Source organism: Ignavibacteria bacterium (genome assembly GCA_025612375.1).
Lineage (GTDB): Bacteria > Bacteroidota > Ignavibacteria > Ignavibacteriales > SURF-24 > JAAXKN01.
Map to the genome: position 1 here is coordinate 31,278 of JAAXKN010000023.1, position 25,168 is coordinate 56,445.

General features: G+C 46.6%; 21 protein-coding genes. 15 read left to right on the forward strand and 6 right to left on the reverse strand.

Translation table 11 applies throughout. The annotated features are described in order from the left end of the window. Nucleotides 1-27 precede the first annotated feature (27 nt). The 4 genes from pdxH to HF312_13585 form a co-directional block, all read right to left on the reverse strand. A complete protein-coding gene (gene pdxH, locus HF312_13570) occupies nt 28-669 on the reverse strand; it encodes a pyridoxamine 5'-phosphate oxidase (protein ID MCU7521244.1) in 642 nt (213 codons plus the stop codon). Continuing rightward, nucleotides 666-1,496: an NAD(+) diphosphatase gene (gene nudC / locus HF312_13575; protein ID MCU7521245.1), complete on the reverse strand. Its 831-nt coding sequence runs from the start codon at nt 1,494-1,496 to the stop codon at nt 666-668. Before nudC ends, pdxH begins: the two co-directional genes overlap by 4 nt. A 55-nt stretch (nt 1,497-1,551) precedes the next feature. Next, nucleotides 1,552-2,154 (reverse strand): DUF218 domain-containing protein, encoded by a 603-nt coding sequence (locus tag HF312_13580; protein ID MCU7521246.1) that lies wholly within the window; start codon nt 2,152-2,154, stop codon nt 1,552-1,554. 64 nt (nt 2,155-2,218) lie between these two features. Then, a complete protein-coding gene (locus tag HF312_13585) occupies nt 2,219-2,986 on the reverse strand; it encodes a nucleoside phosphorylase (GenBank protein ID MCU7521247.1) in 768 nt (255 codons plus the stop codon). Between the two features lie 349 nt (nt 2,987-3,335). Between HF312_13585 and HF312_13590 the strand changes: the two genes are divergently transcribed. From HF312_13590 to HF312_13650, 13 genes are read left to right on the forward strand one after another with little or no spacing between them, the layout of a single operon-like run. Further along, the gene (locus HF312_13590; protein MCU7521248.1) at nt 3,336-3,689 is read left to right on the forward strand and encodes an NADH-quinone oxidoreductase subunit A; all 354 of its coding nucleotides are present in this window, start codon (nt 3,336-3,338) and stop codon (nt 3,687-3,689) included. Further along, nucleotides 3,686-4,321 carry an NADH-quinone oxidoreductase subunit B gene (locus HF312_13595; GenBank protein MCU7521249.1) on the forward strand — a complete coding sequence of 212 codons (636 nt, stop codon included), beginning with the start codon at nt 3,686-3,688 and terminating at the stop codon, nt 4,319-4,321. Before HF312_13590 ends, HF312_13595 begins: the two co-directional genes overlap by 4 nt. Before the next feature lie 55 nt (nt 4,322-4,376). Further along, nucleotides 4,377-6,125: an NADH-quinone oxidoreductase subunit C/D gene (gene nuoC, locus HF312_13600; protein MCU7521250.1), complete on the forward strand. Its 1,749-nt coding sequence runs from the start codon at nt 4,377-4,379 to the stop codon at nt 6,123-6,125. Between the two features lie 11 nt (nt 6,126-6,136). Continuing rightward, nucleotides 6,137-6,601 (forward strand): NADH-quinone oxidoreductase subunit NuoE, encoded by a 465-nt coding sequence (gene nuoE, locus HF312_13605; GenBank protein MCU7521251.1) that lies wholly within the window; start codon nt 6,137-6,139, stop codon nt 6,599-6,601. Between the two features lie 29 nt (nt 6,602-6,630). After that, nucleotides 6,631-7,905, forward strand: coding sequence for an NADH-quinone oxidoreductase subunit NuoF (nuoF, locus tag HF312_13610; GenBank protein MCU7521252.1), 1,275 nt, complete (start codon nt 6,631-6,633; stop codon nt 7,903-7,905). 10 nt (nt 7,906-7,915) lie between these two features. Then, nucleotides 7,916-10,630, forward strand: a complete 2,715-nt coding sequence (gene nuoG / locus HF312_13615; protein MCU7521253.1) for an NADH-quinone oxidoreductase subunit NuoG — start codon at nt 7,916-7,918, stop codon at nt 10,628-10,630. After that, the gene (gene nuoH / locus HF312_13620) at nt 10,627-11,586 is read left to right on the forward strand and encodes an NADH-quinone oxidoreductase subunit NuoH (GenBank protein MCU7521254.1); all 960 of its coding nucleotides are present in this window, start codon (nt 10,627-10,629) and stop codon (nt 11,584-11,586) included. Before nuoG ends, nuoH begins: the two co-directional genes overlap by 4 nt. A gap of 35 nt (nt 11,587-11,621) precedes the next feature. Then, nucleotides 11,622-12,143 (forward strand): NADH-quinone oxidoreductase subunit NuoI, encoded by a 522-nt coding sequence (gene nuoI / locus HF312_13625; GenBank protein MCU7521255.1) that lies wholly within the window; start codon nt 11,622-11,624, stop codon nt 12,141-12,143. Nucleotides 12,144-12,185: 42 nt separating this feature from the next. Beyond that, on the forward strand, nt 12,186-12,713 hold the full coding sequence (nuoJ, locus tag HF312_13630) for an NADH-quinone oxidoreductase subunit J (GenBank protein MCU7521256.1): 528 nt from the start codon (nt 12,186-12,188) through the stop codon (nt 12,711-12,713). Continuing rightward, entirely contained in the window at nt 12,710-13,018 is a 309-nt protein-coding gene (gene nuoK / locus HF312_13635) for an NADH-quinone oxidoreductase subunit NuoK (GenBank protein MCU7521257.1), read from the forward strand. Before nuoJ ends, nuoK begins: the two co-directional genes overlap by 4 nt. A 1-nt stretch (nt 13,019) precedes the next feature. After that, nucleotides 13,020-14,915, forward strand: a complete 1,896-nt coding sequence (gene nuoL, locus HF312_13640) for an NADH-quinone oxidoreductase subunit L (protein MCU7521258.1) — start codon at nt 13,020-13,022, stop codon at nt 14,913-14,915. Then, on the forward strand, nt 14,912-16,486 hold the full coding sequence (nuoM, locus tag HF312_13645) for an NADH-quinone oxidoreductase subunit M (protein ID MCU7521259.1): 1,575 nt from the start codon (nt 14,912-14,914) through the stop codon (nt 16,484-16,486). Before nuoL ends, nuoM begins: the two co-directional genes overlap by 4 nt. Beyond that, nucleotides 16,483-17,958 carry an NADH-quinone oxidoreductase subunit N gene (locus tag HF312_13650; protein ID MCU7521260.1) on the forward strand — a complete coding sequence of 492 codons (1,476 nt, stop codon included), beginning with the start codon at nt 16,483-16,485 and terminating at the stop codon, nt 17,956-17,958. Before nuoM ends, HF312_13650 begins: the two co-directional genes overlap by 4 nt. Before the next feature lie 71 nt (nt 17,959-18,029). Here HF312_13650 and HF312_13655 read toward each other — a convergent pair whose 3' ends face one another. Together HF312_13655 and HF312_13660 are read right to left on the reverse strand one after the other, a co-directional pair. Continuing rightward, the gene (locus tag HF312_13655) at nt 18,030-18,869 is read right to left on the reverse strand and encodes a hypothetical protein (protein MCU7521261.1); all 840 of its coding nucleotides are present in this window, start codon (nt 18,867-18,869) and stop codon (nt 18,030-18,032) included. Between the two features lies 1 nt (nt 18,870). Continuing rightward, a complete protein-coding gene (locus HF312_13660; GenBank protein MCU7521262.1) occupies nt 18,871-21,180 on the reverse strand; it encodes a TonB-dependent receptor in 2,310 nt (769 codons plus the stop codon). 840 nt (nt 21,181-22,020) lie between these two features. On the opposite strand from HF312_13660, the gene HF312_13665 reads away from it, so the two are divergent. Both HF312_13665 and HF312_13670 read left to right on the forward strand, forming a co-directional pair. Continuing rightward, a complete protein-coding gene (locus HF312_13665; GenBank protein ID MCU7521263.1) occupies nt 22,021-24,333 on the forward strand; it encodes a TonB-dependent receptor in 2,313 nt (770 codons plus the stop codon). Between the two features lies 1 nt (nt 24,334). After that, nucleotides 24,335-25,162, forward strand: coding sequence for a hypothetical protein (locus tag HF312_13670; GenBank protein MCU7521264.1), 828 nt, complete (start codon nt 24,335-24,337; stop codon nt 25,160-25,162). Nucleotides 25,163-25,168: the final 6 nt, after the last annotated feature.

Below are 25,168 nucleotides of genomic sequence, written 5' to 3' on the forward strand. Positions count from 1 at the left end.
GCTTTGAATTCTTGATTGACGCAGCTGTTAGGGCGCCAGGCGGTCAATTTTCCATTTGCTGTCTTCTTTCGTAAACTGTATCCTGTCGTGCAGGCGGCTTTCCCTTCCCTGCCAGAATTCTATCACCCTGGGCTCCAGGCAGAATCCTCCCCAGTTGGAGGGGCGCTCAATTGTGCCCGACTGGAACTGCTTCTGGTACTTTAATACCATCTCATCTAAAAAAGCCCTGCTTGGAATGACCTCGCTCTGAGGCGACGCCCAGGCGCCTATCCTGCTTCCTAAAGGCCTTGAGTAAAAATATTCATCGGAGTCTTTCTCTGAAAGTTTTGCCACCCTTCCTTCAACCCTTACCTGGCGCTCCAGTTCAGACCAGTAAAATGCCAGTGCGGCATGGGGGTTCTCCAGTATCTGACGCCCTTTGTGGGAATTATAATTTGTAAAGAAGACAAAGCCCTCAGCAGCTACTTTCTTAAGCAGCACAATTCTTACCGAGGGGTGCCCGTCTTTAGTGGATGTGGCAAGCGCCATTGCGGTAGGTTCATTTACGCACGCCTCAATTGCCTCGTTAAGCCACCTCTTAAACTGACTGACGGGATCGGGATCTATATCTGTTTCACTGAGTTTCTTTAAGATGTAATCTCTCCTTATTGAAGCCAGGTCCTTTGTCAAATGTCTTCCCTTTCTTTGTAATTATCTATAAACCAGTCTATGAGGCGTCTTGCAATGGACCACTTCCCGGGAATTGCGGGAATTCCTTCAGGGCTGAACCATTTGAGCTCTACGATTTCCACGCCGTCTGCCCTTAATTCACCGGAAGCATACTCGGCAGTAAAGCCCACCATGAGGGAATCGGGAAAAGGCCAGGGCTGGCTCCCGAAATACTTTATATTTTTAACCCCAATATTTGCCTCTTCCATTATCTCGCGCCTGATGCAGTCCTCAAATGTCTCGCCGGCCTCAACAAAACCTGCAAGCACGCTGTACATATTTGACTTAAAGCGGCTTGCCCGGGCCAGGAGAATCCTGTTCTTATTGGTTATGGCAACAATTACCGCGGGCGAGATCCTGGGGTAGCTTACAAGCCCGCAGCTGGGGCATACCTTGGCTCTTTCATCGTGTCTTTCTTCAGTCATGCTTCCGCAGCGACCACAGTACTGGTGATTAAGGTCCCAGCTTTTTACCTGAAAGGCACGCCCTGCAAGGGCAAAGAAGCTGCTTTCAAATTCTCCCAGGAGTGATCTAAGATTTCTGAATGCCATGCCCTGCGGCGCTTCCGTATCCAGCGGGAGTTCAGCTGTAAAGCACGGACTACCTTTCAATGTGCCAAGATACTGCATCCTTTCGGGAAACATATCTATTCCCGCAAGATCCTCAATAAAGGGAATACCGATCCTGTTGCCGTCTAACAAAACAAGAAGTTCATCTCTCTTAAATAAAAACCACCAGACGGGCCCATCCATGTTTTCAGGCGCTTTAATTCCCGGAACAAAATTCATTCACAAATCCTTCTTAAAAAAACTCTATAAAAAATAATATAACACATAAGCATAACTAAAGATACAGATCCATAAAGACCTTTACTCTCGAAAAAAGCTCTCTCAGGCCGGTCTCAAAGCCCATAACTCCTTTAACATCCTTCGCGTTATAGCCTATTACATCGAGGCCAAGCTTTCTGGCAATAAAGATCGCTCTTTCATTGTGCCAGTCCTGAGATATAACCGTAAACTTCTCGTAGCCGAATAAATCCCTCATTCTTACAACCGAGTCGTACGTCCTGAAGCCCTCCTCGTCAGAATAAATGGCCTCAGGCGGAACCCCGTTTTTCATGAGGTCGATTCTCATATTCCTGGGCTCGTTATTAAAGCGGTTGCCGCTTACAACAATGACTTTTATTTTGCCCGATTTGTACAGCGCCACCGCGGCATTTATCCTGTAGGCAAAGTAGAGGTTCACAACCCTGGGCTTTAAGTACTTGCCCGTTCCAAGAAGGAGTCCTGCCTCATTTGAGGGAATTTTATCCAGGCCGTAATATGTATACTTCCCGGCATAGCTGTTAATTTTCCAGTTGCAGAAAAATATCAGTGCAGCAAGTAAGACAATCAGCGTTCCAAAAGATAAAAGGAACGCTCTGAACTTTTTTTTGAAGCTTTTCATTATAGGCTGCGGCTTTTGCGAATTAAATCAATATAATTTAATTTTTGAAAAATAGCTTCACAATTTAACCCTTAATCTTCAGGCAGGCTTCAACCGAAAGCCAGAAAAGCCTTTCACGCACGCTGGACTGATTCGACCAGTCCCTGTGGTCCCATTCCTCGCAGCTTATGTCGTCTCCCCCATAGAGCATCTGCCCAAACTTCACGCCGCGGAATTTTGAAACAGCAAAGAAGGCGGCGGCTTCCATTTCAACTACAAGGCACCCTTCGGCTTTCCTTTTATTTATTATTTGCCTTGTTTCCCTGTAAACTGCATCTGTGGTCCAGGTCCTGGTTGTTATATAATCAATTTTATTATTGTCCAGAGTATCCTTTAATGCCTGAAGGGCATCCGCATCGGCCTCAACTTCCCTTGAAGGGGGAAGGTAGTGGTAGGATGTTCCCTCATCCCTCAGAGCAGAAAATGGAACGACGATTTTCCCGCAATTGATATCGGAGTCGAGTACGCCCGCGCCCCCGCATGCAATAAACTTCCTGCATCCCAGGGCTATTACCTCCTCAAGTGCCGCTGCCGCAAACGGGGCACCAACGGGAGAATGGAAGAAAGCAATTTTCTTTCCCTGGAAATCCATTTCATAAATGGGGTGCTTCCCCATCTCGCTGTTCAGGAGCTTTACGGTCCTGACATTGTTTTCATTAACTATTTTTTCAATTACGTCCCTGAAAAACGTAAAGACGCAGTACTCAGAAACATCAGCAGGCTTAATGATGCTCGTTGGCTCAAACACCGCTTCTCTTTCAGGATCAAACTCAAGTATCGGATAACTATCCATATTTCCCTTTCATATTGTTAAGCTTCTGCCTTCTGAAAGTAAACTGAATAAAACTAATTATGAAATATAAACCCGCAAATGCCTCTTTGCAATAAGCACGGCTATGCAAGACCGGGCGTGCATTTCACTTTTTATTGCACTTGCATAATGAACTGAGATTTATATTTTATATATAAGCTCAAAAAAGAGGGATCGCTTCAAAGTTGATATAACGATTTGACCTGATGTCTTGCATTCGTATTGAAGTGTTATGTTAAAGAGGAGATGAGACTTGAATAACGCAGCCAACACACTGTCGGCCTGGCCGCTGCTTATATATGCCGTTGCAGCTGTAGCTCTTGTAGGAATAATGATAGGCCTGTCCTACGTCCTGGGGCAGCGCCACGAAGAACCCCAGACAGATACGCCTTTTGAATCGGGCATTAAGGTAACGGGAAGTGCCCGCCTCCGCTTTTCAGTTCAGTTTTACCTCGTAGCCATGTTTTTCGTCGTCTTCGATCTTGAATCTGTCTTTATTGTGGCTTGGGCAATCGCCTTCCACGATGCGGGATGGGTGGGATACCTTGGTGTATTGGCCTTCATACTCATACTTGCCATAGTGCTTATTTACGAATGGAGAATAGGCGCTCTCGACTTTGGTCCCAATAACAAAAGAATTTTAAAGGCATACAGGAAAAATTACAGAAAGAGTACCAATATATGAATTCAACACCCATTTCTTCCGGCAATAAAGTAACTGTAAAACAGACTGGCAGTTTTGAAGGTGCGGTGCAGAAGAGCATGGTTTTAAGCCGCCTTGAGGACCTGATTGCATGGGGACGAAAAAACTCCATGTGGCCTTTTAATTTCGGGCTTTCATGCTGCTACGTTGAAATGGCAACGAGCCTCACGCCTAAATTCGACCTGGCGCGCTTCGGGGCCGAGGTAATCCGCGGCACGCCGAGAGAAGCCGACCTGATGGTTGTGGCAGGCACGGTATTTATTAAAATGGCGCCTATAATAAAACGCCTCTACGAACAGATGATGGAGCCCAGATGGGTCATCTCCATGGGGTCGTGCGCAAACTCCGGCGGAATGTTCGACATCTACAGTGTTGTGCAGGGAGTCGATAAGTTCATGCCCGTGGATGTCTACGTGCAGGGCTGCCCCCCAAGGCCGGACACGTTTATTGAAGGCCTCCTTTTATTAAGAGATGCCGTGGGAAAGGAAGAACGCCCCTTAAGCTGGGTTATTGGCCCTCAGGGTATTGTTAAGCCTCAGAAGGGTTCATTAAAAGACTTGAAGCGTGAGGAAAGAAGGAAGACCACATTCCTCCGCCCGCCCGACGAAATATGAAATCCTTGTGAGATATGAAATCCTGTTGAAACACTAAATAAACAATGCTGGATAAATGAAACACGATTTTACAGTTGTTGAAGAGCTGAAGACAAAGTTCGGCATGCTGGAACTTGTTGAACAGACGGCCTCCGACGGGGTGCCTACAATCTGGATCCCCAGGGAAAGTATTGCTGAAGTGCTGCAGTACCTGAAAGATGAGGTGAGCAAACCGTACAAAATGCTCTATGACCTCATGGGTATAGATGAGCGCGAAAGAAAACACCGCGAGGGGCAGCCCATAAGTGACTTTACAGTCATGTACCAGCTCATGTCATTTGAACGCAACAGCGACGTCCGACTTAAAATTGCCCTTAAAGGAGAATACCCCACTGCTCCAAGCGTAACAAAAGTTTTCCGGAATGCCAACTGGTACGAACGCGAAGCATACGACATGTTCGGCATTAAGTTCGACGGCCACCCCCTCTTAAGGAGGATCCTTATGCCGCCATGGTGGGAAGGGCACCCTCTTAGGAAAGAGCACCCGGCGCGCGCAACTGAAATGGGACCTTTCCAGATGCCGGAGGACAAAAGCATTGAAGAGGAAAATGAATATGAGTTTAAGCCGGAGCAGTGGGGACTTAAACGCTCCAGCGAGACAACAGACTTCATGTTCTTGAACCTTGGACCCCAGCACCCCGGAACACACGGCGTTTTAAGACTGGTGCTTCAGTTAGACGGGGAAATCATTATAGATATTGTTCCCGATATCGGCTTCCACCACAGGGGGCAGGAGAAAATGGCTGAACGCCAGTCGTGGCATACATACCTGCCTTATACAGACAGGGTGGACTATCTGGCAGGAGTGGTAAACAACCTGGCTTACCTGATGTCTTTAGAGACTCTGGGAAAAATCGAGATACCCGATCGCGCAAAGGTAATAAGAGTAATGCTGTGTGAGGTCTTCCGTGTCTATAACCACCTCGTCTGGCTGGGCACTTTTGCGCAGGACGTGGGACAGCTCTCCCCCGTGTTCTACACATTCACAGACCGTGAAAAAGCCCTCAGCATTATTGAAGCCGTTACGGGTTTCAGAATGCACCCGGGATGGTTCAGAATCGGCGGCACCGCGGCAGACCTCCCGAAGGGCTGGGAGACACTGGTTAAGAATTTCCTCGACTGGATGCCCCCCAGGCTTAAAGAGTATGATAAAATGGTTATGGGTAACCGCATCTTTAAGGCCAGAACCGTGGGCGTGGGCCTCTTTAATACAGATGAGGCGCTTGAATGGGGAGTCTCGGGACCTAACCTCAGGGCCTGCGGATTTCAGTGGGATTTGAGAAAAAAACGCCCCTTCTCGGGCTACGACCAGTTTGAATTTGAAGTGCCCACGGGGCAGAATGGCGACTGCTACGACCGCGCAGCAGTAAGAATGGAGGAGATGAGGCAGAGCCTGAGGATAATTGAGCAGTGCATGAAAAATATGCCTGAAGGCTCATACAAATCCACTAACCCCCTTACCACTCCGCCCCTTAAAGACAGGACAATGATGGATATTGAAACTCTTATCAATCATTTCCTTAATGTGAGCTGGGGGCCCGTTATGCCCCCCGGGGAATCGGGCGTTGTGGTTGAAGCATTAAAGGGAATGACAAGCTATTACCTCATCTCGGACGGCTCGACCGGCGCCTACAGGAACCATATACGCACCCCGTCATTTGCGCACATGCAGATGGTTCCTTTTATGAGCCGCAGCTACACAATTGCCGACCTGATGGCAATACTTGGAAGCCTGGACTTTGTACTTGCAGATGTGGACAGATAAAAGAGGATATAATGCTGAGCGAAGAAGAAAGAAAAGAAATCGAGGAGGAATTCAAACTCTATCCTCATAAACAGGCCGCAGCAATTGAGGCGATGAAAGTGGTGCAGAAACACCGCGGCTGGCTTTCAGATGAAAGCATGCAGGATTTAGCCCGGATGCTGGAAATTTCAGTGGAAGACCTCGACGGCGTGGCTACATTCTATAACCTTTTATACCGCAGTCCCGTGGGCAGGCATATAATTCTTGTCTGCAACAGCATAAGCTGCTACATATTGGGATATAATGAAATATACCAGGCCCTTTCAAACGTGCTTGGTATCAGGTTCGGTGAGACGAGCCCGGACGGAAGATTTACTCTTCTTCCCGTGCCGTGTCTGGGAACGTGCGATCATGCACCGGCAATGATGATAGATAAGGACCTGCACAGGGACCTGACTCCTGAGACTATAGGGAAGATTCTGGAAGCGTACAAATAAAGAAGGAAAGGATACAGGCAGGGATATAAATGGAAACACCTTTAACTCAACACATCCGCCAGGATGGCGCTCCTTTATATCTGAAGGAATATGAACAGACAGGCGGCTATGAGGCGCTCCGCAAAGCCGTGACTATGCAGCCTAAGGAAATAATGGACCTCGTGAAGGACTCGGGCCTCAGAGGACGCGGAGGTGCAGGATTCCCAACGGGAATGAAGTGGAGCTTTGTTCCTATGGGTGATAAAGCACCCCACCCCAAGTACCTCGTTGCCAACGGCGACGAGATGGAACCCGGAACATTCAAGGACCGCCTGCTGATTGAAGGAAAACCGCACCAGCTCATTGAAGGGATGATAATAAGCGCTTATGCAATTGAGGCTGACGTGGCATATATATTTATAAGAGGCGAATATACAGAAGGCTCTGCAATCGTTCAGAAGGCTCTGTCAGAGGCGTATGAAGCGGGTTACCTCGGGAAAAATATTCTGGGTTCTCCTTACAGCCTCGAGATGCACATCCATACGAGTGTGGGGCGCTATATGTGCGGCGAGGAAACAGGCCTGCTTAATGCCTTGGAAGGAAAACGCGCAACGCCAAGAGCCAAACCCCCTTTCCCGCAGTCGAGCGGACTTTTCGGCAAACCTACAATTGTAAACAACATAGAAACACTTTCCTGTATCCCCCATATAATAAATAACGGCGCCGAATGGTTTAAGAAACTGAGCCTTACGGGTGAAGGAGGAACTAAAATTTACGGCGCAAGCGGCAAAGTTAAACGCCCGGGCCTCTGGGAACTCCCCCTGGGGACTACTGTAAGGGAGATCCTGATTGACCGTGCAGGCGGCATGCGCGACGGCCTTAAGCTCCGCGGATTTTTGCCCGGAGGTGCCTCCACCGATTTTCTTACTGAAGAGCACCTGGACGTAAATATGGACTTTACTGCCGTGGGCAAGGTGGGAAGCCGTATGGGAACAGGAACCATTATAGTAATGGACGACAAGACCTGCCCCGTAGGCTTTGTGCACAACCTGGAATATTTCTTTGCGCAGGAATCCTGCGGCTGGTGCACACCGTGCCGCGAGGGGCTGCCATGGGTGGAAAAAACTCTCCGCTCAATTGAAGAAGGTACAGGACAGATGGAGGACCTGGATATACTGGACTTCCACACAAAATACCTGGGACCCGGAAATACTTTCTGCGCCCTTGCACCCGGCGCCATGGAGCCCCTGCAGAGCGCCCTTAAATATTACAGGGATGATTTTATTAAACATATAACTGAAAAACGCTGCCCCTGGAGGTCATAGTATGGCAAAGATGGCAAAAATTATTATAGATGGTAAGACTTATGAAGTAGACGCAGGCAGGAATCTCCTGGAGGCAATCCTTTCACTTAAACTTAACCTCCAGTATTTCTGCTGGCACCCTGCAATGGGCTCAGTGGGTGCGTGCCGGCAGTGCGCAATTAAAAAATACCGCGATGAAAACGATACAAAAGGCAAACTCTTTATGGCCTGCATGGAACCTATTGTTGACGGCATGAGAGTTTCAATTGAAGACCCCGAGGCAAAGGAGTTCCGTGCCGGCGTAATTGAGTGGCTTATGACAAATCATCCCCACGACTGCCCCGTGTGCGATGAAGGCGGTGAATGCCACCTGCAGGATATGACCTTAATGTCCGGGCATAACTACAGGCGCTTCCGTTTCAAGAAAAGGACTTACAGAAACCAGTACCTTGGGCCGTTTGTCCACCATGAGATGAACCGCTGCATTCAGTGCTACAGGTGCGTGAGGTTCTACCGCGACTATGCGGGGGGAAATGACCTGAACGTCTTCGGCGTCCACAGCAGCGTTTACTTTGGACGCAGCGAAGACGGTGTCCTTGAAAACGAATTTGCAGGTAACCTTGTCGAAGTCTGCCCGACTGGCGTCTTTACAGACAATACGCTATACCAGCATTATACAAGAAAGTGGGATCTTACCTCCTCGCCTTCCATCTGCGTGCACTGCGGCGTCGGCTGCAACACGCTTGCAGGCGAAAGATACGGAAAACTAAGACGAATTCTTACGCGCTATAACGGGCAGGTAAACGGCTACTTCCTCTGCGACAGAGGACGCTTCGGCTATGAATTTGTAAACAGCGAAAAAAGAATAAGAAAACCGCTGCTGCGCGTCATGGGGGAAAACCGCCTTGCAGAGGCCGACGAGGAAGCGGCAATAACTGAAGTAAGCAGCATAATTAAAAGCAGCAAAAAAATTATGGGCATAGGCTCACCCAGGGCATCACTGGAGGCCAACTTCACTCTAAGGTCCCTCGTCTCGGAAAGGAACTTCTACTGGGGTGTGCCGGATGTGGAATTCAGCCTCCTTACTAAAGAGATGAATATACTGCGCCAGGGCTCAATAAGAACGCCCTCACTAAGGGAAATTGAAAAGTGCGACGTTGTTGTGATTCTTGGTGAAGACCTTACCAATACGGCTCCCATGATCGCTCTTGCCGTAAGGCAATCGGTGCGCCAGATCCCGGTCCAGAGCGCAACACCTTTCAGGATACCTCACTGGCAGGATGCTTCAGTCCGCGAACTGGTGCAGGATGAAAAAGGCCCAGTCTTTGTTGCAACTCCCTATGCGACTAAGCTTGATGACGCTGCACATACTTACAGGGGCACGGCAGATGACATTGCACGCCTCGGCTATGCCGTGGCAGGCCTGCTAAACAGCGACGCCCCAAAGGTAAATGATCTGACAGATGAAGTACTCAATCTTTCACAGTCAATTGTTAACGCCTTAAACAAGGCTGAACGCCCGCTTATAATTGCAGGGCAAAGCCTTAAAAGTGAAGCTATAATTAATGCCGCAACAAATATTGCGTATGCAATGAAGCGTGCGGGCAAAAACGTTGAGCTGTGCTTTACCGTTCCTGAATGCAATTCCATGGGAATGGTGATGATGGGAGGAAAGGCCTTGGATCAGGCTTTCCAGGCCGTGGAAAAGGAAGCTATGGATACACTCATCATAATGGAAAACGACCTTTACAGGCGTGACGAAAAAGAAAATATAGACCGCTTCTTAAAGCGCTTTAAGAATGTAATTGTGCTGGATTACCTGGAGAACCCGACAGCTGAACATGCCACTGCCGTAATTCCCGTTGGATCCTTTGCCGAGAGCGACGGAACGTTTGTAAATAACGAAGGGCGCGCTCAAAGGTTTTACCAGGTCTTTGTTCCCAATAAAGAAATAAAGGAAAGCTGGCGCTGGCTGAGGAACATTATGGTTACCTCGGGCCTGAAGGAGTTCTCAAAATGGAAAAACCTTCTGGACTATACGCAGGCGCTTATTAAAGAGATGCCTTTCTTTACAGGCATAGATACAATTACACCCCCTCCGGGATTCAGGATCGCAGGAAGAAAAATTCCCAGAGAGCCCTACCGCTACAGCGGAAGAACTGCAATGCACGCCGATAAAAACGTGCATGAACCGAAGCCGCCTGAGGATGTGGACAGCCCGATGTCATTTACAATGGAAGGCTACCGCGGGCAGCCCCCTTCATCTTTAATCCCCTTCTTCTGGTCACCCGGCTGGAACTCTCAGCAGGCTATAAACAAGTACCAGATAGAGATTGGCGGCCCGTTGCACGGAGGTGATCCCGGCAAGCGCCTTATTGAACCTTTGCCAAATGCAAAGCCGTCATTCTTTATGGATGTTCCAAAAGCTCCTGTAAGAAAAGATGGAGAATGGACGCTTGTTCCGGTCTACCACATTTATGGCTCCGAGGAACTGAGCAACCACGCCCCTGGCGTAAGAGAGCTCGTTCCGAAGCCTTATCTTATGATGTCTCTGGAAGATGCATCGGCAATGAACGTTACCTCGGATTCCGAGGTGGAAGTGAGCCTGGGCGGAAAACAGGAGCGCTTTGCTGTAAAGATCAACCTGGGCCTTCCCAAAGGTATGGCCGGCTACCCTGTGGCGCTGCCGGGTATGAGGACAATCAGATTCCCCGTTTCAGTAAAAATTTCCGGAGTTAAGAAATGAACGAGGTCGTAAGGGCAATAATAATTGTGCTCGGGATACTAATTGTAATGATGACAATTGCGGCATCCCTAATCTGGGTCGAACGCCGGGGACTGGCGCTCTTTCAGGACCGCTACGGACCCAACAGGGTCGGGCCCTTCGGACTTGCACAGGTTCTGGCAGACATGGTGAAAATATTTTTTAAGGAGGACTGGATCCCGCGCTTTGCCGACAGGAAGGTCTTCGTCATCGCTCCTGCTATAATCATAATGACTGTCCTTATGAGCTTTGCCGTAATTCCCTATACTCCCGATATCACGCTTGTAAACCTGAACATAGGGCTCCTGTTCTTTCTCGGCATGTCTTCGCTTGGAGTGTACAGCGTGGTCTTAGGCGGCTGGGCATCCAACAATAAATACTCTCTTCTTGGGACACTGAGAGCCGCGGCACAGATGGTAAGCTACGAGGTCTTTATGGGGCTTTCACTAATGGGCGTGGTGATGATTACGGGATCATTCAGCCTGGTGGATATAGTTGAAGCACAGAGGAAAATCTGGTTTTTCATTCCGCAGATAATAGGGTTCTTTGTCTTTACCATTGCAGGCATAGCCGAAACTCACAGGCTTCCTTTTGACTTACCCGAGGCCGAAAGCGAACTCATATCGGGCTTCCACTCGGAGTACTCCGGGATGAAGTTCGGCATGTTTTTCGTGGGGGAATACCTTGGAATAACACTGATATCAGCCATGATAGTAACTCTTTTCTTCGGCGGATGGCTTGGACCCGGATTCCTGCCCCCTGTTGTCTGGTTTTTACTTAAGACATTTGTATTTATACTCTTTTTTGTGCTCTTAAGGGCAAGCCTTCCGAGGCCAAGATACGACCAGCTGATGTCCTACGGATGGAAGCTGCTGCTTCCATTGTCGCTCTTAAATCTGGTGGTGACCGGTGCGGTTCTGATGTTTATAGGCAGATAAGCAAATATTTGAGATAAAATAGAAAGGTACGTCTGATGTTCAGCGATTTAAGAAGTATATGGATAGCCTTCATGCACATGTTCCATAAGAGGGAGACCATACAGTATCCCGAGGAGAAGATATACCTTCCACCCCGCTGGCGCGGAAGGATAATCTTGTCACGCGATCCCGACGGGCAGGAAAGGTGTGTTGCCTGCTACCTCTGCCAGGTTGCATGCCCCGTTAGCTGCATCTCGCTTCAGGCAACGCAGGATGAAACCGGGCGGCGCTATCCGGAGTTTTTCAGGATCAACTTTTCACGCTGCATATTCTGCGGATACTGCGAGGAGGCATGCCCAACATACTCAATACAGCTTACCCCCGATTATGAAATGAGTGAATACCACCGCCAGAATATGGTTTATGAAAAGGAGGATCTTTTAATAGACGGACAGGGCAAGTACCACGGCTACAACTTCTACCGCGTTGCAGGACTTGCAATTGGCGGCAAGGATAAGGGTGAAGGAATTGAGGACCTCCCGCCGGTAGACGTTAGAAGCATCATGCCCGATAAATAAGCTTTTGTGAGGTATAGTAGAAAAGACTGCAGGAAAAATAAAATGGCTATAGTATTCTACATTGCCGCCCTGGTGGCGGTAATTTCGACAGTAATGGTTATAACGCGCTTAAATGCGGTGCATGCTCTTTTATACATGATCGTATCACTGCTTTCAGTGGCGGTCATTTTCTTTATACTTGGGGCAGCCTTTATCGCAGCCCTCGAAGTAATTGTTTATGCCGGGGCAATCATGGTGCTCTTTGTGTTCGTTGTTATGATGCTGAACCTTGGGCCCGCCTCGGCTGAAGCTGAAAGCCGCTGGCTTAATCCTGCAGGCTGGATAGGACCGGGGATACTCTCGGCCGTACTGATTGTGGAACTCGTGTATATCTTAATGACACACGCGAGGCAGGATATTACTTCACAGGCTGTAGAGCCCAGGCAGGTGGGCATCGCCCTTTACGGGCCTTACCTGCTGGGAGTGGAGCTGGCAGCCATGCTTTTAATGGCAGGCATCGTGGGAGCCTATCACCTGGGGAGATATAAACACGTGATTTTGCACAGATATTTAGAAAAGGAGCTTCCATGAACACTGTTCCGATGGAAAGCGGCCTGATCTTAGCAGGCATACTCTTTATACTTGGTTTTATTGGCGTACTGGTCAGGCGCAATATAGTTTTTATACTCCTGTCGCTGGAAGTAATGCTGAACGCCTCGGGTCTTGCTTTTATTGCAGCAGGCTCGCGCTGGGTACAGGCAGACGGCCAGGTGATGTTCATTTTTATCCTTGCTATGGCCGCAGCCGAGGTTTCAGTAGGCCTGGCTCTGATTCTTCAGATATTCCGCGACTTCAAGACACTGGATGCAGATGCAGCCGATAATATGAGAGGTTGATATGCTTGATTTATTGTGGATCGTTCCTGCTTTGCCTTTCCTGGGATTCCTGATCCTGGCCCTTTGGGGAGCAAAAATGCCGGGTAAAACAGCGGCCTTTGTAGGCGTGGCTTCAATAGGCTTAAGCGCACTCATAACGATCTTAATTGGAATAAACTTTATTTCTTCGCCCCCGCAGGGCAGGGTTTATATTCAGACGCTCTGGGAATGGTTTAACGTATCAGGGATGAATCCCGCAATCGCTCTCAGGCTTGACGCCGTCTCCCTTACTTTCATCTTTGTCATTACATTTGTCGGGTTCCTCATCCACCTCTACTCCATGGAATATATGGAAGGTGAGGAAGGCTATTCAAGGTTCTTTGCATATATGAACCTCTTCGTGGGCTCCATGCTGATGCTGGTCTTAGGCGATAATCTGGTGCTCCTTTACCTCGGCTGGGAAGGCGTGGGCCTCTGCAGCTACCTTTTAATCGGCTTCTGGTACAAGGATCCTTATAACGGTTACGCCGCAAGAAAAGCCTTCATTGTAACGCGTATTGGGGATACTGCCATGTCGATCGGGCTTTTTATTTTGTTTACGGAGCTTGGAACGCTGAACATAGGAAGAATTTTAGAGCAGGCGCCTTTGAACTGGGCCGTGGGCTCTTCACTTCCTGTAATGACTGCCGCCCTATTGCTGGGCGGTGCAGTGGGAAAGTCGGCGCAGCTGCCGCTTCAGACCTGGCTCCCTGACGCTATGGCGGGTCCGACACCCGTTAGTGCACTTATACATGCGGCAACAATGGTTACAGCAGGCGTCTACCTGATAGCCCGCATGCACGTAATCTTTACGCTTGCTCCCGTGGTCTTAACAATTGTGGGAGTCGTGGGTGCATTAACGCTTCTTCTTGCCGGCTTCAGCGCGCTTACGCAGAGTGATATTAAAAGAGTCCTTGCATATTCAACCATAAGCCAGATCGGCTACATGTTCCTGGCTCTTGGCGTTGGCGCGTGGTCGGCTGCCGTATTTCACTTTATGATCCACGCCTTCTTTAAGGCTCTCCTATTCCTTGGCGCGGGCGTCGTGATACTCTCTCTTCACCACGAACAGAATATGTTCAAAATGGGAGGCGTGAAGAATATGCTTCCTGTAACGTTCTGGACTTTTGTTATAGGAAGCGCCTCGCTGGCGGCTCTGCCTTTAATTACAGGAGGGTTCTACAGCAAGGACCTCATATTGTTCTACGCCTTCGACGGCGAAAGGGCTAACCGCTGGCTTTATGCCGCGGGACTCCTGGGGGCTTTTATAACGGCTCTTTATACAACAAGGATGGTACTCATAACTTTCTTCGGCGTGGCCAAAACCCACCTGCATCATAAGCCGACGTGGATAATGGAAATGCCTCTTGTTGTTTTGGCTGTGCTTTCAACTTTCGGAGGCTTTATTGAGCTCCCGCATACCCTGGGGCACCTGACTATATTTTCAGATTTCATTCAGACCATACTGCCTGGCAATAGCCCTGCTGAAGGAGGAGGCGTTTCAACAGAACTCATCCTTCAGGTTGTGGCGGCTGTTACAGCCATCGGCGGCATCTTTATAGCTTACCTCCTCTATTACAAGAATCCGGATAAGGTGCTCGCCTTCAGGAAGTCCTCATTCGGAAGTACGCTTCACGAATACTGGAAAAAAGGGTGGGGCTTCGACTGGCTTTACGATAAGCTTATTGTCACCCCCGTAGTCTGGATAGCCGAGATAAACAAAAGCGACTTTATCGATCTTATTTATACATTTATCGCATGGATTAACCGTGTCTTTAACCGTGCCTTCAGCTTCACGCAGTCCGGGCGTGTAAGATGGTACGCTATGGGAATAGCCCTCGGGGCTATAATTACTATAACAATTGCGGTGTTCTTATGATTTTACTATGGCTTGTAATAATCTTAATGCTTGGGGGAATAGCTGCCTGGATAGCTGCAAAATGGAACGTGATGCTTGCAAGGTGGATCTCGCTTATTGCAACACTCGTTGATTTTGCGCTTGTAATTATGATATGGGCAGAGAATTCTTCCGGCGTTAAATTAGGAGCAAATGCTCCGTGGCTTATAGACTTCCGCTGGAACTGGATCCCCGCATTCGGCATCACGTTCCATATGGCCTTAGATGGAATGAGCCTGCTCCTCATACTTCTGACTGCGTTCATAGGGGTCCTGTCGGTCTTAACCTCATGGACGGAGATAGAATACAGGGCGGGATTTTTCCACTTTAACCTCCTCTGGATACTGGCGGGCATTACGGGAGTATTCCTGTCGCTGGACCTTTTCATGTTCTACTTTTTCTGGGAAGTAATGCTGATACCTATGTATTTCTTAATCGGCATATGGGGGCATGAAAACAGGATATATGCATCTTTCAAGTTTTTCATATTCACGCAGGCAAGCAGCCTTTTTATGTTTGTTGCCATTGTGGCGCTTTACTTTATTCACGGAAAAAATACCGGCGTATATACATTCGACTACATGCAGCTCTTGGGAACTGTGCTTTCTCCCACAGCCGAGATGTGGCTCATGTTAGGCTTTCTTATTGCATTTGTAGTCAAGCTCCCGATTGTGCCTCTGCACAACTGGCTGCCTGATGCCCACACGGAGGCCCCAACGGCTGGAAGCGTTGTCCTGGCGGCGCTCCTCCTTAAAACAGGCGCCTACGGAATACTCAGATTTGTCATTCCACTGTTCCCCCATGCCGCGCGTGACTTCCAGATCCCGGGCATGATACTGGGCGCCATTGGAATTATTTACGGCGCTATACTGGCATTTGCACAGACTGACTTTAAGAGGCTTGTTGCCTACACAAGCGTTAACCATATGGGTTTTGTAATGCTTGGTGCCTTTGCCTTAAATGAACTTGCGCTTCAGGGCGTGGTAATGCAGATGCTCTGCCACGGCATTTCCACCGGCGCCCTCTTTATTTTAGTGGGGGCACTCTATGAGCGCATCCATACACGCGACCTGAATAAGATGGGAGGCTTCTGGGACGAGATACCGCGCATGGGCGCCGTGGGACTCGTATTTGCCCTTGCCTCACTGGGACTTCCGGGACTCGGGAACTTCATTGCCGAGTTCCTGACGCTTACAGGATCATTTATGGCAAATAACTGGATAACAGCCGTTGCAACGGTGGGACTTGTAGTTTCAACAATATATTCTCTTAGAATTATGGCAAGAGTGTTCTACGGCAGAAAGCCGAAAGCTGAAAAGCATATTCCTGACTTCAACGTGCGTGAAATGGTAATTATGAGCGCTTTAATCCTTGCGATATTGTGGCTCGGTATATTCCCGCATCCGGTATTGGATACATCAAGACCTGCAATCAATAACATTGTAAAAGAAGCTTCGAGGGGAAGCATGAGCGAGATGAAAAAAGAGGTGCAGCCCTTTAAGGAAAAAAGCCCTGAGCTTGCAGGCAAAAGTGAGAAAGGAGGCGCAAGATGACATCCGCAGACTTTTACTATCTGATGCCGCTTATAATTCTTGCGGGCGCCTCCATAATAATGCTCCTTGTAATCGGCTTCTACCGAGATCATAAGGTAACCTTTGTGCTTTCTTTATTGGGCCTGGCGGGATCTTTCATATCGCTCATGTTTATACAGGGACTGCCGGGGCAGATTGGTGCGCTTTTAATTGTGGACAGCTACGCCCTTTTCTACTGGGGGCTGATTACGCTTGCAAGCCTGGCCGTTGCAATCCTGTCGTACAGCTATTTTTCCAAAATGGATGAAGAAAAAGAAGAATACTACGTTCTTCTTTTAACCGCAACGCTCGGCTCCATGGTGCTTGTTGTAAGCCGTCACTTCATATCGTTTTTTATGGGCCTCGAGATCTTAAGCGTTTCCCTCTACGCACTTATAGCCTATTTGCCGGAGAGGAAAAGGTCGGTTGAGGCAGGAATTAAATACCTCGTACTGGCGGCAGCCTCCTCGGCATTCCTCCTTTTCGGTATGGCGCTTGTGTATGCCGAGTCAGGAACAATGGATTTTACAAAGCTGGGTGCCCACATAAATTCAGGTGCAGTTAATGCACCACTCTTACTGACGGGGTTTGCTTTAATGGTAATTGCCGTAGGCTTTAAGTTGGCACTTGCGCCTTTCCACATGTGGACGCCGGACGTATACGAAGGCGCCCCGGCACCCGTTACGGCATTTGTAGCCACGGTTTCCAAAGGGGGCATGTTCGCGCTCTGGTTCAGGTTCTTCGTTGAGGTTAACGGCTACAGGTTTCATTCGCTCGTGATTTTATTCACAGTAATTGCAATAGCCTCGATGTTTATAGGAAATTTCCTGGCATTATTACAGAACAATATTAAAAGGATACTTGCGTACTCCTCAATTGCGCACCTGGGATATCTGCTCATTTCATTTCTGGCCGGCGGCAGGATGGGGCTTGAGGCAGGAACGTTTTACCTGGTGGCTTATTTCATAACAATCCTCGGCTCATTCGGCATTGTTGCGGTTTTGTCATTTACAGAGCGCGATGCGGACAATATGGATGACTACAGGGCTTTGTACTGGAGGCGGCCGTTTCTTGCAACGATATTTACAGCCATGCTTATGTCTCTTGCAGGCATACCCCTTACGGCAGGTTTTTTAGGGAAATTTTATCTTGCCGCGGCAGGGATAAATACAGCATTGTGGCTGCCTGTAATAATACTTGTTATTAATAGTGCAATAAGTGTTTACTATTATCTTAAGATTGTAGTTGTAATGTACCGTGCGCCCGATGAGGAAGTTGTGGCAGGAATGCCAGTTGTAACCGTAAGCCCCGCCCTGTCGGTTGGAGGGGGAATAGTACTTTCAGTATTAACTATAATGCTAATATGGTTTGGCACCTTCCCCGGCGGCATAATAGATTTCATAAAGACCATGATCTCAGGCCTGAGCAGCGTAGCCATTACAATGGTGCCGTAAAAATCACTATAATTACATGCTCCTTCCCGTGCTTAAGGTGCAAGAAAATTACCGCAATCTTAACTGAGTGATTAACGGATTTTCTGAAATTTTATTTTTATGCTTTTAAGTACAGAAGAGCTGAAAAACCCGTAGGCTCCCGATAATCCAGCACAATCATCTTTGCCATGGACGTGAGCATAATAGTTTTTGTCATATGCATATACTTCAACTTTGCATGAATCAAGAGAAGGCATGAGGTACAGGTCATAATGATAGCTGAATGAAGTATCGGCCTTAATATCTCTATATAAAATTGTATTGTCCCACTTTGAAGAACTCTTAGCCAGGGGCTTAATTTTTACGATATACCCCGCTGCCCGGGGGCTTGAGGTCCAGAGGATGTTTAAGTCATAGGCATAGCCTGCAGCAGTAAAAACATGCCCTTCTTCAGGCATGAGTATATTAAAGTCACCCGGAGTAAAGGTCCTTCCTGTGAACTGTTGCTTGTTTGCCTTAACGCTTAAAATGTATTCCTTCATGGGTTCAGGTTTGAAATTTTCCGGGCCCACATATTTATTCCTGTAAAGAGAATCTGTTTTTACAGTAAACTGCACCGGGTCACTGTTTGGGCCGGAGAGGTAAACCCCGGCATCCTGGACAAAAAGGTAGTCAAACCTCTTATCGAAAGCGTCCAGCCAGTTGTTTGACCAAAAATAACTCCCATAAGTCCATTCAGAAAGCTGGGCTGTCCTATAAATGTATACTGACTGGCTTTCCCTGGAATTCACGACAAGATTAAACAGTAAACTGTTGTTAAATTCAGCCGGTCCCGGGTCGTTCAGGTTTTCACATCCTGAAACCATAAGGACTAATAACATCATTATGCCAGGCAGAAGTCCGGACTTACTTTTTATAAATTGTTTTCTCATGCTAAAATTCCACCGTTATTCCGAATGTTGGAATTACGTAAGAACCCTGCCTTTCTCCCTGTTTGGGATCGAGGACATAAGTTTCGTATTCGTAAATAAAAGGATTTTCACTGCCGTACAAATTGAGCACCTGAACATAAGGCTTGAAGAGGAACATTCCCCAGATGAACGAGCCGTTTATGCCAAGGTCCATGCGGTGAAAGTTCTTAAATCTAGCTGAATTTATTCTTCCTTTAATTTCACGCCAGTTGCTTTGAGTGTCATCTTCTGATGGTCCGCCTACATATTTTCCTGCCGGAGGAGTATAAGGCAGTCCTGTGGCAAATGTAAAAAAGATACTGAAATGCCAGTGGTCGAAAAACCTGATGTTTGAAATGGCTTTTACGCTGTGTGTCCTGTCGAACTGTGAGAAATAAGCATACTTCTCGTTTCTTTTTACGGACCTGAGGAATGAATAGGCGATCCATCCGCTGTGGAGAGGCGAATCGTGCTTTAAGAGCACATCCATTCCAAAGGAGTATCCGTCCTCATGCCTGTACCTGTCTTTAATTTCATCCTTGGGGTAGGAAGAAGGAATATTCTGCCTTATGCTATAATAGCCGTCCAGTTTAAGTTCCAAAGGCAGGGCGAGAATATTTTTCAGCAAAAAGCCTGCCGTAAGGTTGTCGGATACTCCTGTTTCATCACCGTTATCTGCAAGGAATAATGCTGAAAATGGCGAGAGAAGAGCTTCATTTCTTTGTTCTTTTAATGAATACAGATACTGGACATGTCTTCCATAGGAGAGATTTCCCGTCAGGTTATTCTGCAGAATGCTCTCCAGGCTTATATATGGAAGGAAATAGAATTTTTTGACATTTTCGTCAATTGTGCTCCTGAATCCGGCGGTGAGTGTGTTCTTCTTGTCCAGTTTAACTTTGTCCGAAGCATAGAAATTATAGAACAGGTCGTTCCTGGAATATGAGAAGGGGTTCTGGGAATAATCATAAAAGACTTCTTCAAGAGGCCGGATAAAGAAGCCTCCTAAATCGGTAGTATCAATATTCCAGTTGTAGGAAATATTAAGTTTTTTCATTTCATAGCCGAACCGTAATTCCCGGTTTTTATCGATGCTGTAAAATTCAGCTTTGAAAGTATAATCCTTAATAAAATTATTAACCTTGCATGTATCCAAAGGATGAAGCGGAATTTCAGTCTCTGTCATTGCCTCAAGCCCCAGGTTTGATTGTGATGAATAGGCTGTCAGGTCAACTCCTGAGTTAGAGGAGAAAGAATGGCTGTAACTAAAAGAAAGAGAGGAATTCCCCCATTGGGGATCCTTTGTTTTCCGGGCAATCAGGTGTGTTTTCTCCGGGGTTACTACGTATGTATCGCCTGAATAGAGCAGGCTGATTGATAAGTTATCCTTTTTGAATGGAACTGAATACCTGATGTAAGCGTCGTCGAAAGAGTACGGGAACTCGAACTTCAGCATTTTGCCTATCAGGTCGAGATAGGTCCTCCTGTATGATAATATGACGGAGCCGCCAAGAAGAGGGCCATATAGAGAGGCCTTGGAAGATGCCAGTCCTAAGGAAATATTACCTCTAAAACGTTCCTGGCCTCCCTGTTTAGACCTTAAATCTAGGAGGCCTGAAAGTCCGCCGTTCAAACTGACCGGATAATTTGACAGGTAAAGATTCTCGGATTTCAGTATGTCGCTGTTAAAAACGCTGAACACACCTGCAAGGTGGTACGGGTTATAAAGAGGTACGCCGTCAATTGTTATGGTAGTCTCGTCGTAATTACCTCCTCTTATGGATAACTGCGATGAAAAATCGGTAGTTGTGGTTACTCCCGGCAATGCCAGAAAACCTTTTAATGCGTCAACCTCGCCGAACTGTGGAATTTTCGTCAGTTCACCGGGCTGGAGGTTTATGACATTTCCGGCATCCTGTTCACGAAAACCGGTTACAGTAACAGAATCCAGAATGATTGCCTGCTGGATCATTCTGGGGAAAAGTTCTTCGTTCTCATCCTCGTCAACATCCACGCTGATTATTAATTCTTTATATCCCAAAGCCTTAAACATCAGAGTATGGGTCCCGGGAGGGAGGCTAAAGCTGAAATAGCCTTTGGATCCTGAGGCGGCAAGCAGGGTGCCGTCACTTATAATGGATATGCCCTCAAGTCTTTCATTGGATTTGTCATCCACAACAATTCCATCCACTGAGGCTCTTTTTAATTGCGCATAAGAGGATGCACAAACGGGAATGAACAGCAATATGGCAATCAGCTGAATAACTGAAGCCCTTTTGAGAGAATGTTCCATTTTGAGCTTTATTTTATTAACAAAAACATCTCATTGTTCTCTATTGGGTGATTTTTACTCACAGAACAAATAGTTGCATCACGGGTATAATTTCCAGCCTGGTCAATAAACTTTTCACATTGTTTGTCGTAAAACTGCGACAATGAAAATGTATTATTTAGAATGAAAAATTATATAAAAGACTTCGAGTGAACGAATTAAGCGGAAGTTGAAAAATAAATATCACCAGACAACAATGATTCTCAAACTTAAGATATTAATCTTCACAAAATGGTCAGATACAGATCCTTAACCTACAAGATTTCTGCTATTAAAATCAACAAAAAATATAAAGCGGGAATAATTTCCCAAAATGCTTCATAACATATGTGAAACTGCTGCTTCCAAGAAAATTCTGCCCGGTGGTGGAGATTCTTCCACGGGGTTTCGTTCTTCGGGAGAGGACTTTGTAACTGCGTCAATTTAAAGGCTCTTATTGCTTTGGACGGGTACACGGAATCTCCCAAATCCTACGCGCCGCGGTCAGCCGCGCCATGTTTTTGAATACGTGGGTCAAATGTGAAAATACCAACACCCCACAATTGAGGATCTAATCTCATTAAAATTATTTGTTATGGAATGGGAACATGGCGCAACTGGCCGCAGCGCAGAAATTATTGGGCTCCTTCATGCTGTAAAAAAGATTCGAAGTTATATTGTAACTGTAAAATAAATTGCATTATATTTGGCAGCACAATGTTATTTTATCCTTTAGTTGTTTTCAGGTTCCGTTCTTGAGTAAGAGATGTTTTAGTTCCCTGTTAAATTCACGCTATCAACTAATATCTTCTATCGAGGAAAATGAAAAAACTTGCCTGCACGCTGATCTTTATACTCCTATCCTGCCATTTATTTGCACAGGATGAAACGCACCCCTTTACAATCAGAGGCTTAATTTATGACGAGAAGACAAACGAGAGGCTTGAAGGAGCTGTGGTCTCTTCAGGAGATAATGCCTCAGCCATGTCGGATAAGACGGGATTCTTCCAGTTAAGACTGGACAGGAAGGCTGAAAAGCTTAAGGTTAAACTTGTGGGCTATGAGGAGAAGAATCTTGTAATTGATTTTGATGATGAGAGTGAAGTTAAGCTTATAATAAGGCTTACTCCTGAACCCATTTTACTGCAAGGCGTTACAGTCACAGGTGAACACTTCACTGAAGAACCCGTCGTAAACTCCTACAGCATACATCCGGGAGACTTATCCAAGGTCCCTCAGTTCATTGAGGCCGATGCATTCAGAGCCTTCCAGGCTTTGCCCGGTGTAACTACAGCAGCAGACATGTCATCCCAGATCTCTGTCAGAGGTGGCAACTATGACGAGACACTCGTATTCTTAGATGGCATTCCCGTTTACAATCCCTACCATTTAGTCGGTGTTTTCAGCATGTTCAACAGTGACATACTGCAAAACGAAAGGCTGTACATGTCAAACTACCCCGTCTCATATGGAGGGGCACTCTCATCAGTGCTGGAATTGAACTCAAAACAGGGGAACAATGAGAGAATTAAGGGCAGTGCCGCCCTTGGGCTTGCATCGGCAAAAATAGCCCTCGACGGTCCCCTCTGGGGAGGAAATTTCCTTATATCAGGAAGAAGGACTTATTTTGATTTTTTGACCCGTATGATTATGGGTATCCGCTTCCCATACTACTTCTATGACCTTTATTCAAAGTATGTTTATCCCCTAAGTAAAAATAACCTTCTTACCGTAAGCGCATTTTACTCGAGAGATGCCCTTGGCCTTGATGACGATAAGGTTTTTGTCGCTCAAAAGGAAATCCCGAACTGGGGCAATCTGTTCCTTAATTTCTCGGACGAGTATTTCTTAAAAGAAAAAAGCTCGGTTGAGCTAAAGGCTTTTATGAGCAGGGCTTCTTTGGGAGTAAATACTCAGGTATTCTTTACTGATTATTATCACCAGATGGGCACGACAGATACAACAACAGTCAACAACTACATTGAAGATTTTACGGCCAGGCTAACATTTAACTCCCATCCCGATGGTCAGGCACTCGCAGTGGGTCTGGAGGCAAAGCGCGAGGCTATACATTACGACTGGAATATAGACGAGACAGACTTAAACGGCATGTATATTCATCCATTAGAAAGTCTGTTCTTTGACTTTGCCCCGAGCCAGTACAGCTACAGCGGGGATGAATTCTACTTAAATGCATTTGTAACGGATAAAGTTACAATAAGCCCTGTAAGCGAACTAACGGCAGGCTTAAGGGGGAGCTACATCAAGAATCTGAAGACGTTTCTTCTTCTTCCCTCTTTTTCTTTTAGCTACAATTTTTTACCGAATCTGCAGGTGCATTTAAGCTATGGGAGATATTTCCAGAATACATATTCTCTGAAAGAGCGGAAAACTGAGGCGGTATTTACCCCCTTTATGGCAACCTTCTTTCCGGAAGACAAAGAAAACATTCCTTATTCGGACCACTACGCTTCGGGATTGGTGCTGTCGGATATCTTCTCTGAGAAAACAAGCCTGGAGGTGGAGGGCTATTTTAAGGATAGAAACAATCTTGCAACAACCTACGGACCGGATGAGGAGCTAAAGTATGAAAAAGGCTATGCCGCAGGTTTGGACGTTCTCCTTAAAAAAGAGGAAGGAGACTTAACAGGATGGCTTGGGTATTCATTCCTGCATTCGGTTAAGAAAGATGAGGTCTACTACTATTATGCTCCTTTGGACAGGACGCATAACGTGAAGATACTTATGAACTACGCCCTTTCCAACTCCTGGCAGCTGAATGCGTTCTGGACATTCTCCACGGGCCTGCCGTACACTGTACCTATCGGGAAATACATAGGACCTCCCGATGATGGTTCCGGCTTTGTTTATTACCAGGAGCCGCACAGCCTGAGATTGATTGAAGGCAGGAGGAACTCCGAAAGATTCAAGGAATATCACAGGCTGGACTTAGGCATTTCGGGTTCGTTTATGTGGGGAAGCATTCTCTACAAACCGTACCTTCAGGTAATGAATGTTTACAACAGCCCAAATCCATATAATTTTGAGCCTTCTGCATGGCAGGTAACACCCCAGGAAGGACAGGAAAGGGGCTCCACCATTTTCCCCGTAATTGGAATAACAGCAGAGTTTTAAGATGAAGAAAAATATCATTTCCATTATGGCATCGTTGCTTCTTATAATTGCTTCCGGATGTGAAGACCTGAATAATCCGGGAGAGATTAAAATTAAGAACAGCCTTTTCTTTAACCTGCAGGTAAATAGTCCTCAGCAGCACGTATATATTTACAGGGATACTGATATTTCAGGAAGAACGGAATATAATGCCGCTGATCCACTTATTAACTTTTTTGAGAAAAATTCCGAAGTTTCTCTGAAAGATGAAATAAGTAACAATTATATATACTTTAAGCTTGTGACAGATACCGTAAAAGATTCTTATCTTTTAAATCCTTACAAACCATATTATACCAATATCGCGGCTTTTGAGGCTAAACCCTTGGCAGATTATTATCTGTCTGTCAATGCAGACGGGAACATAATTACTGGAAAGGTAACTACTCCCGGAGATTTTACCATCACATCACCCCGGAAAGGAGATATAATAAGAGGTCACCTTAACCTGGAAAAGCTTGTCTTCAGGTGGAGTGGCAGTAAGAATGCAAAAGGATATATTGTAAAAGTATATGTTAAAGATAAATATTATGATATGCCTATTGAGAATTTTTATATGAGTGATTGGGCCGGATATAAAACCACAGATACATCACTGGCTTTTCAATCTAACATGTACTACAGCCAAGCTGTCGCTTCCGGTGAATGTGTTATTAGAATAATAGCTTATGATGATAATTATTATCAGCATTATTTCAGCAAGAAAGAGACAGTGGGCTTAAGCGGCGCCTATGGATGTTTCTCCTCTTCGGTTGTAAAGGAAGTAAGATTTAATTATGTAAGCGATTAGTTTTAT

Bases quoted from the DNA above. Each gene is read 5' to 3' on its own strand.
- nuoH (MCU7521254.1), top strand. From the start codon at position 10,627: ATGAACGAGGTCGTAAGGGCAATAATAATTGTGCTCGGGATACTAATT.
- nuoL (MCU7521258.1), top strand. From the start codon at position 13,020: ATGCTTGATTTATTGTGGATCGTTCCTGCTTTGCCTTTCCTGGGATTC.
- HF312_13580 (MCU7521246.1), bottom strand. From the start codon at position 2,154: ATGAAAAGCTTCAAAAAAAAGTTCAGAGCGTTCCTTTTATCTTTTGGA.
- nuoK (MCU7521257.1), top strand. From the start codon at position 12,710: ATGAACACTGTTCCGATGGAAAGCGGCCTGATCTTAGCAGGCATACTC.
- nudC (MCU7521245.1), bottom strand. From the start codon at position 1,496: ATGAATTTTGTTCCGGGAATTAAAGCGCCTGAAAACATGGATGGGCCC.
- HF312_13650 (MCU7521260.1), top strand. From the start codon at position 16,483: ATGACATCCGCAGACTTTTACTATCTGATGCCGCTTATAATTCTTGCG.
- HF312_13670 (MCU7521264.1), top strand. From the start codon at position 24,335: ATGAAGAAAAATATCATTTCCATTATGGCATCGTTGCTTCTTATAATT.
- nuoG (MCU7521253.1), top strand. From the start codon at position 7,916: ATGGCAAAAATTATTATAGATGGTAAGACTTATGAAGTAGACGCAGGC.
- HF312_13665 (MCU7521263.1), top strand. From the start codon at position 22,021: ATGAAAAAACTTGCCTGCACGCTGATCTTTATACTCCTATCCTGCCAT.
- HF312_13660 (MCU7521262.1), bottom strand. From the start codon at position 21,180: ATGGAACATTCTCTCAAAAGGGCTTCAGTTATTCAGCTGATTGCCATA.
- nuoC (MCU7521250.1), top strand. From the start codon at position 4,377: ATGAAACACGATTTTACAGTTGTTGAAGAGCTGAAGACAAAGTTCGGC.
- nuoE (MCU7521251.1), top strand. From the start codon at position 6,137: ATGCTGAGCGAAGAAGAAAGAAAAGAAATCGAGGAGGAATTCAAACTC.
- HF312_13655 (MCU7521261.1), bottom strand. From the start codon at position 18,869: ATGAGAAAACAATTTATAAAAAGTAAGTCCGGACTTCTGCCTGGCATA.
- HF312_13585 (MCU7521247.1), bottom strand. From the start codon at position 2,986: ATGGATAGTTATCCGATACTTGAGTTTGATCCTGAAAGAGAAGCGGTG.
- nuoJ (MCU7521256.1), top strand. From the start codon at position 12,186: ATGGCTATAGTATTCTACATTGCCGCCCTGGTGGCGGTAATTTCGACA.
- nuoI (MCU7521255.1), top strand. From the start codon at position 11,622: ATGTTCAGCGATTTAAGAAGTATATGGATAGCCTTCATGCACATGTTC.
- nuoM (MCU7521259.1), top strand. From the start codon at position 14,912: ATGATTTTACTATGGCTTGTAATAATCTTAATGCTTGGGGGAATAGCT.
- HF312_13595 (MCU7521249.1), top strand. From the start codon at position 3,686: ATGAATTCAACACCCATTTCTTCCGGCAATAAAGTAACTGTAAAACAG.
- HF312_13590 (MCU7521248.1), top strand. From the start codon at position 3,336: ATGATAGGCCTGTCCTACGTCCTGGGGCAGCGCCACGAAGAACCCCAG.
- nuoF (MCU7521252.1), top strand. From the start codon at position 6,631: ATGGAAACACCTTTAACTCAACACATCCGCCAGGATGGCGCTCCTTTA.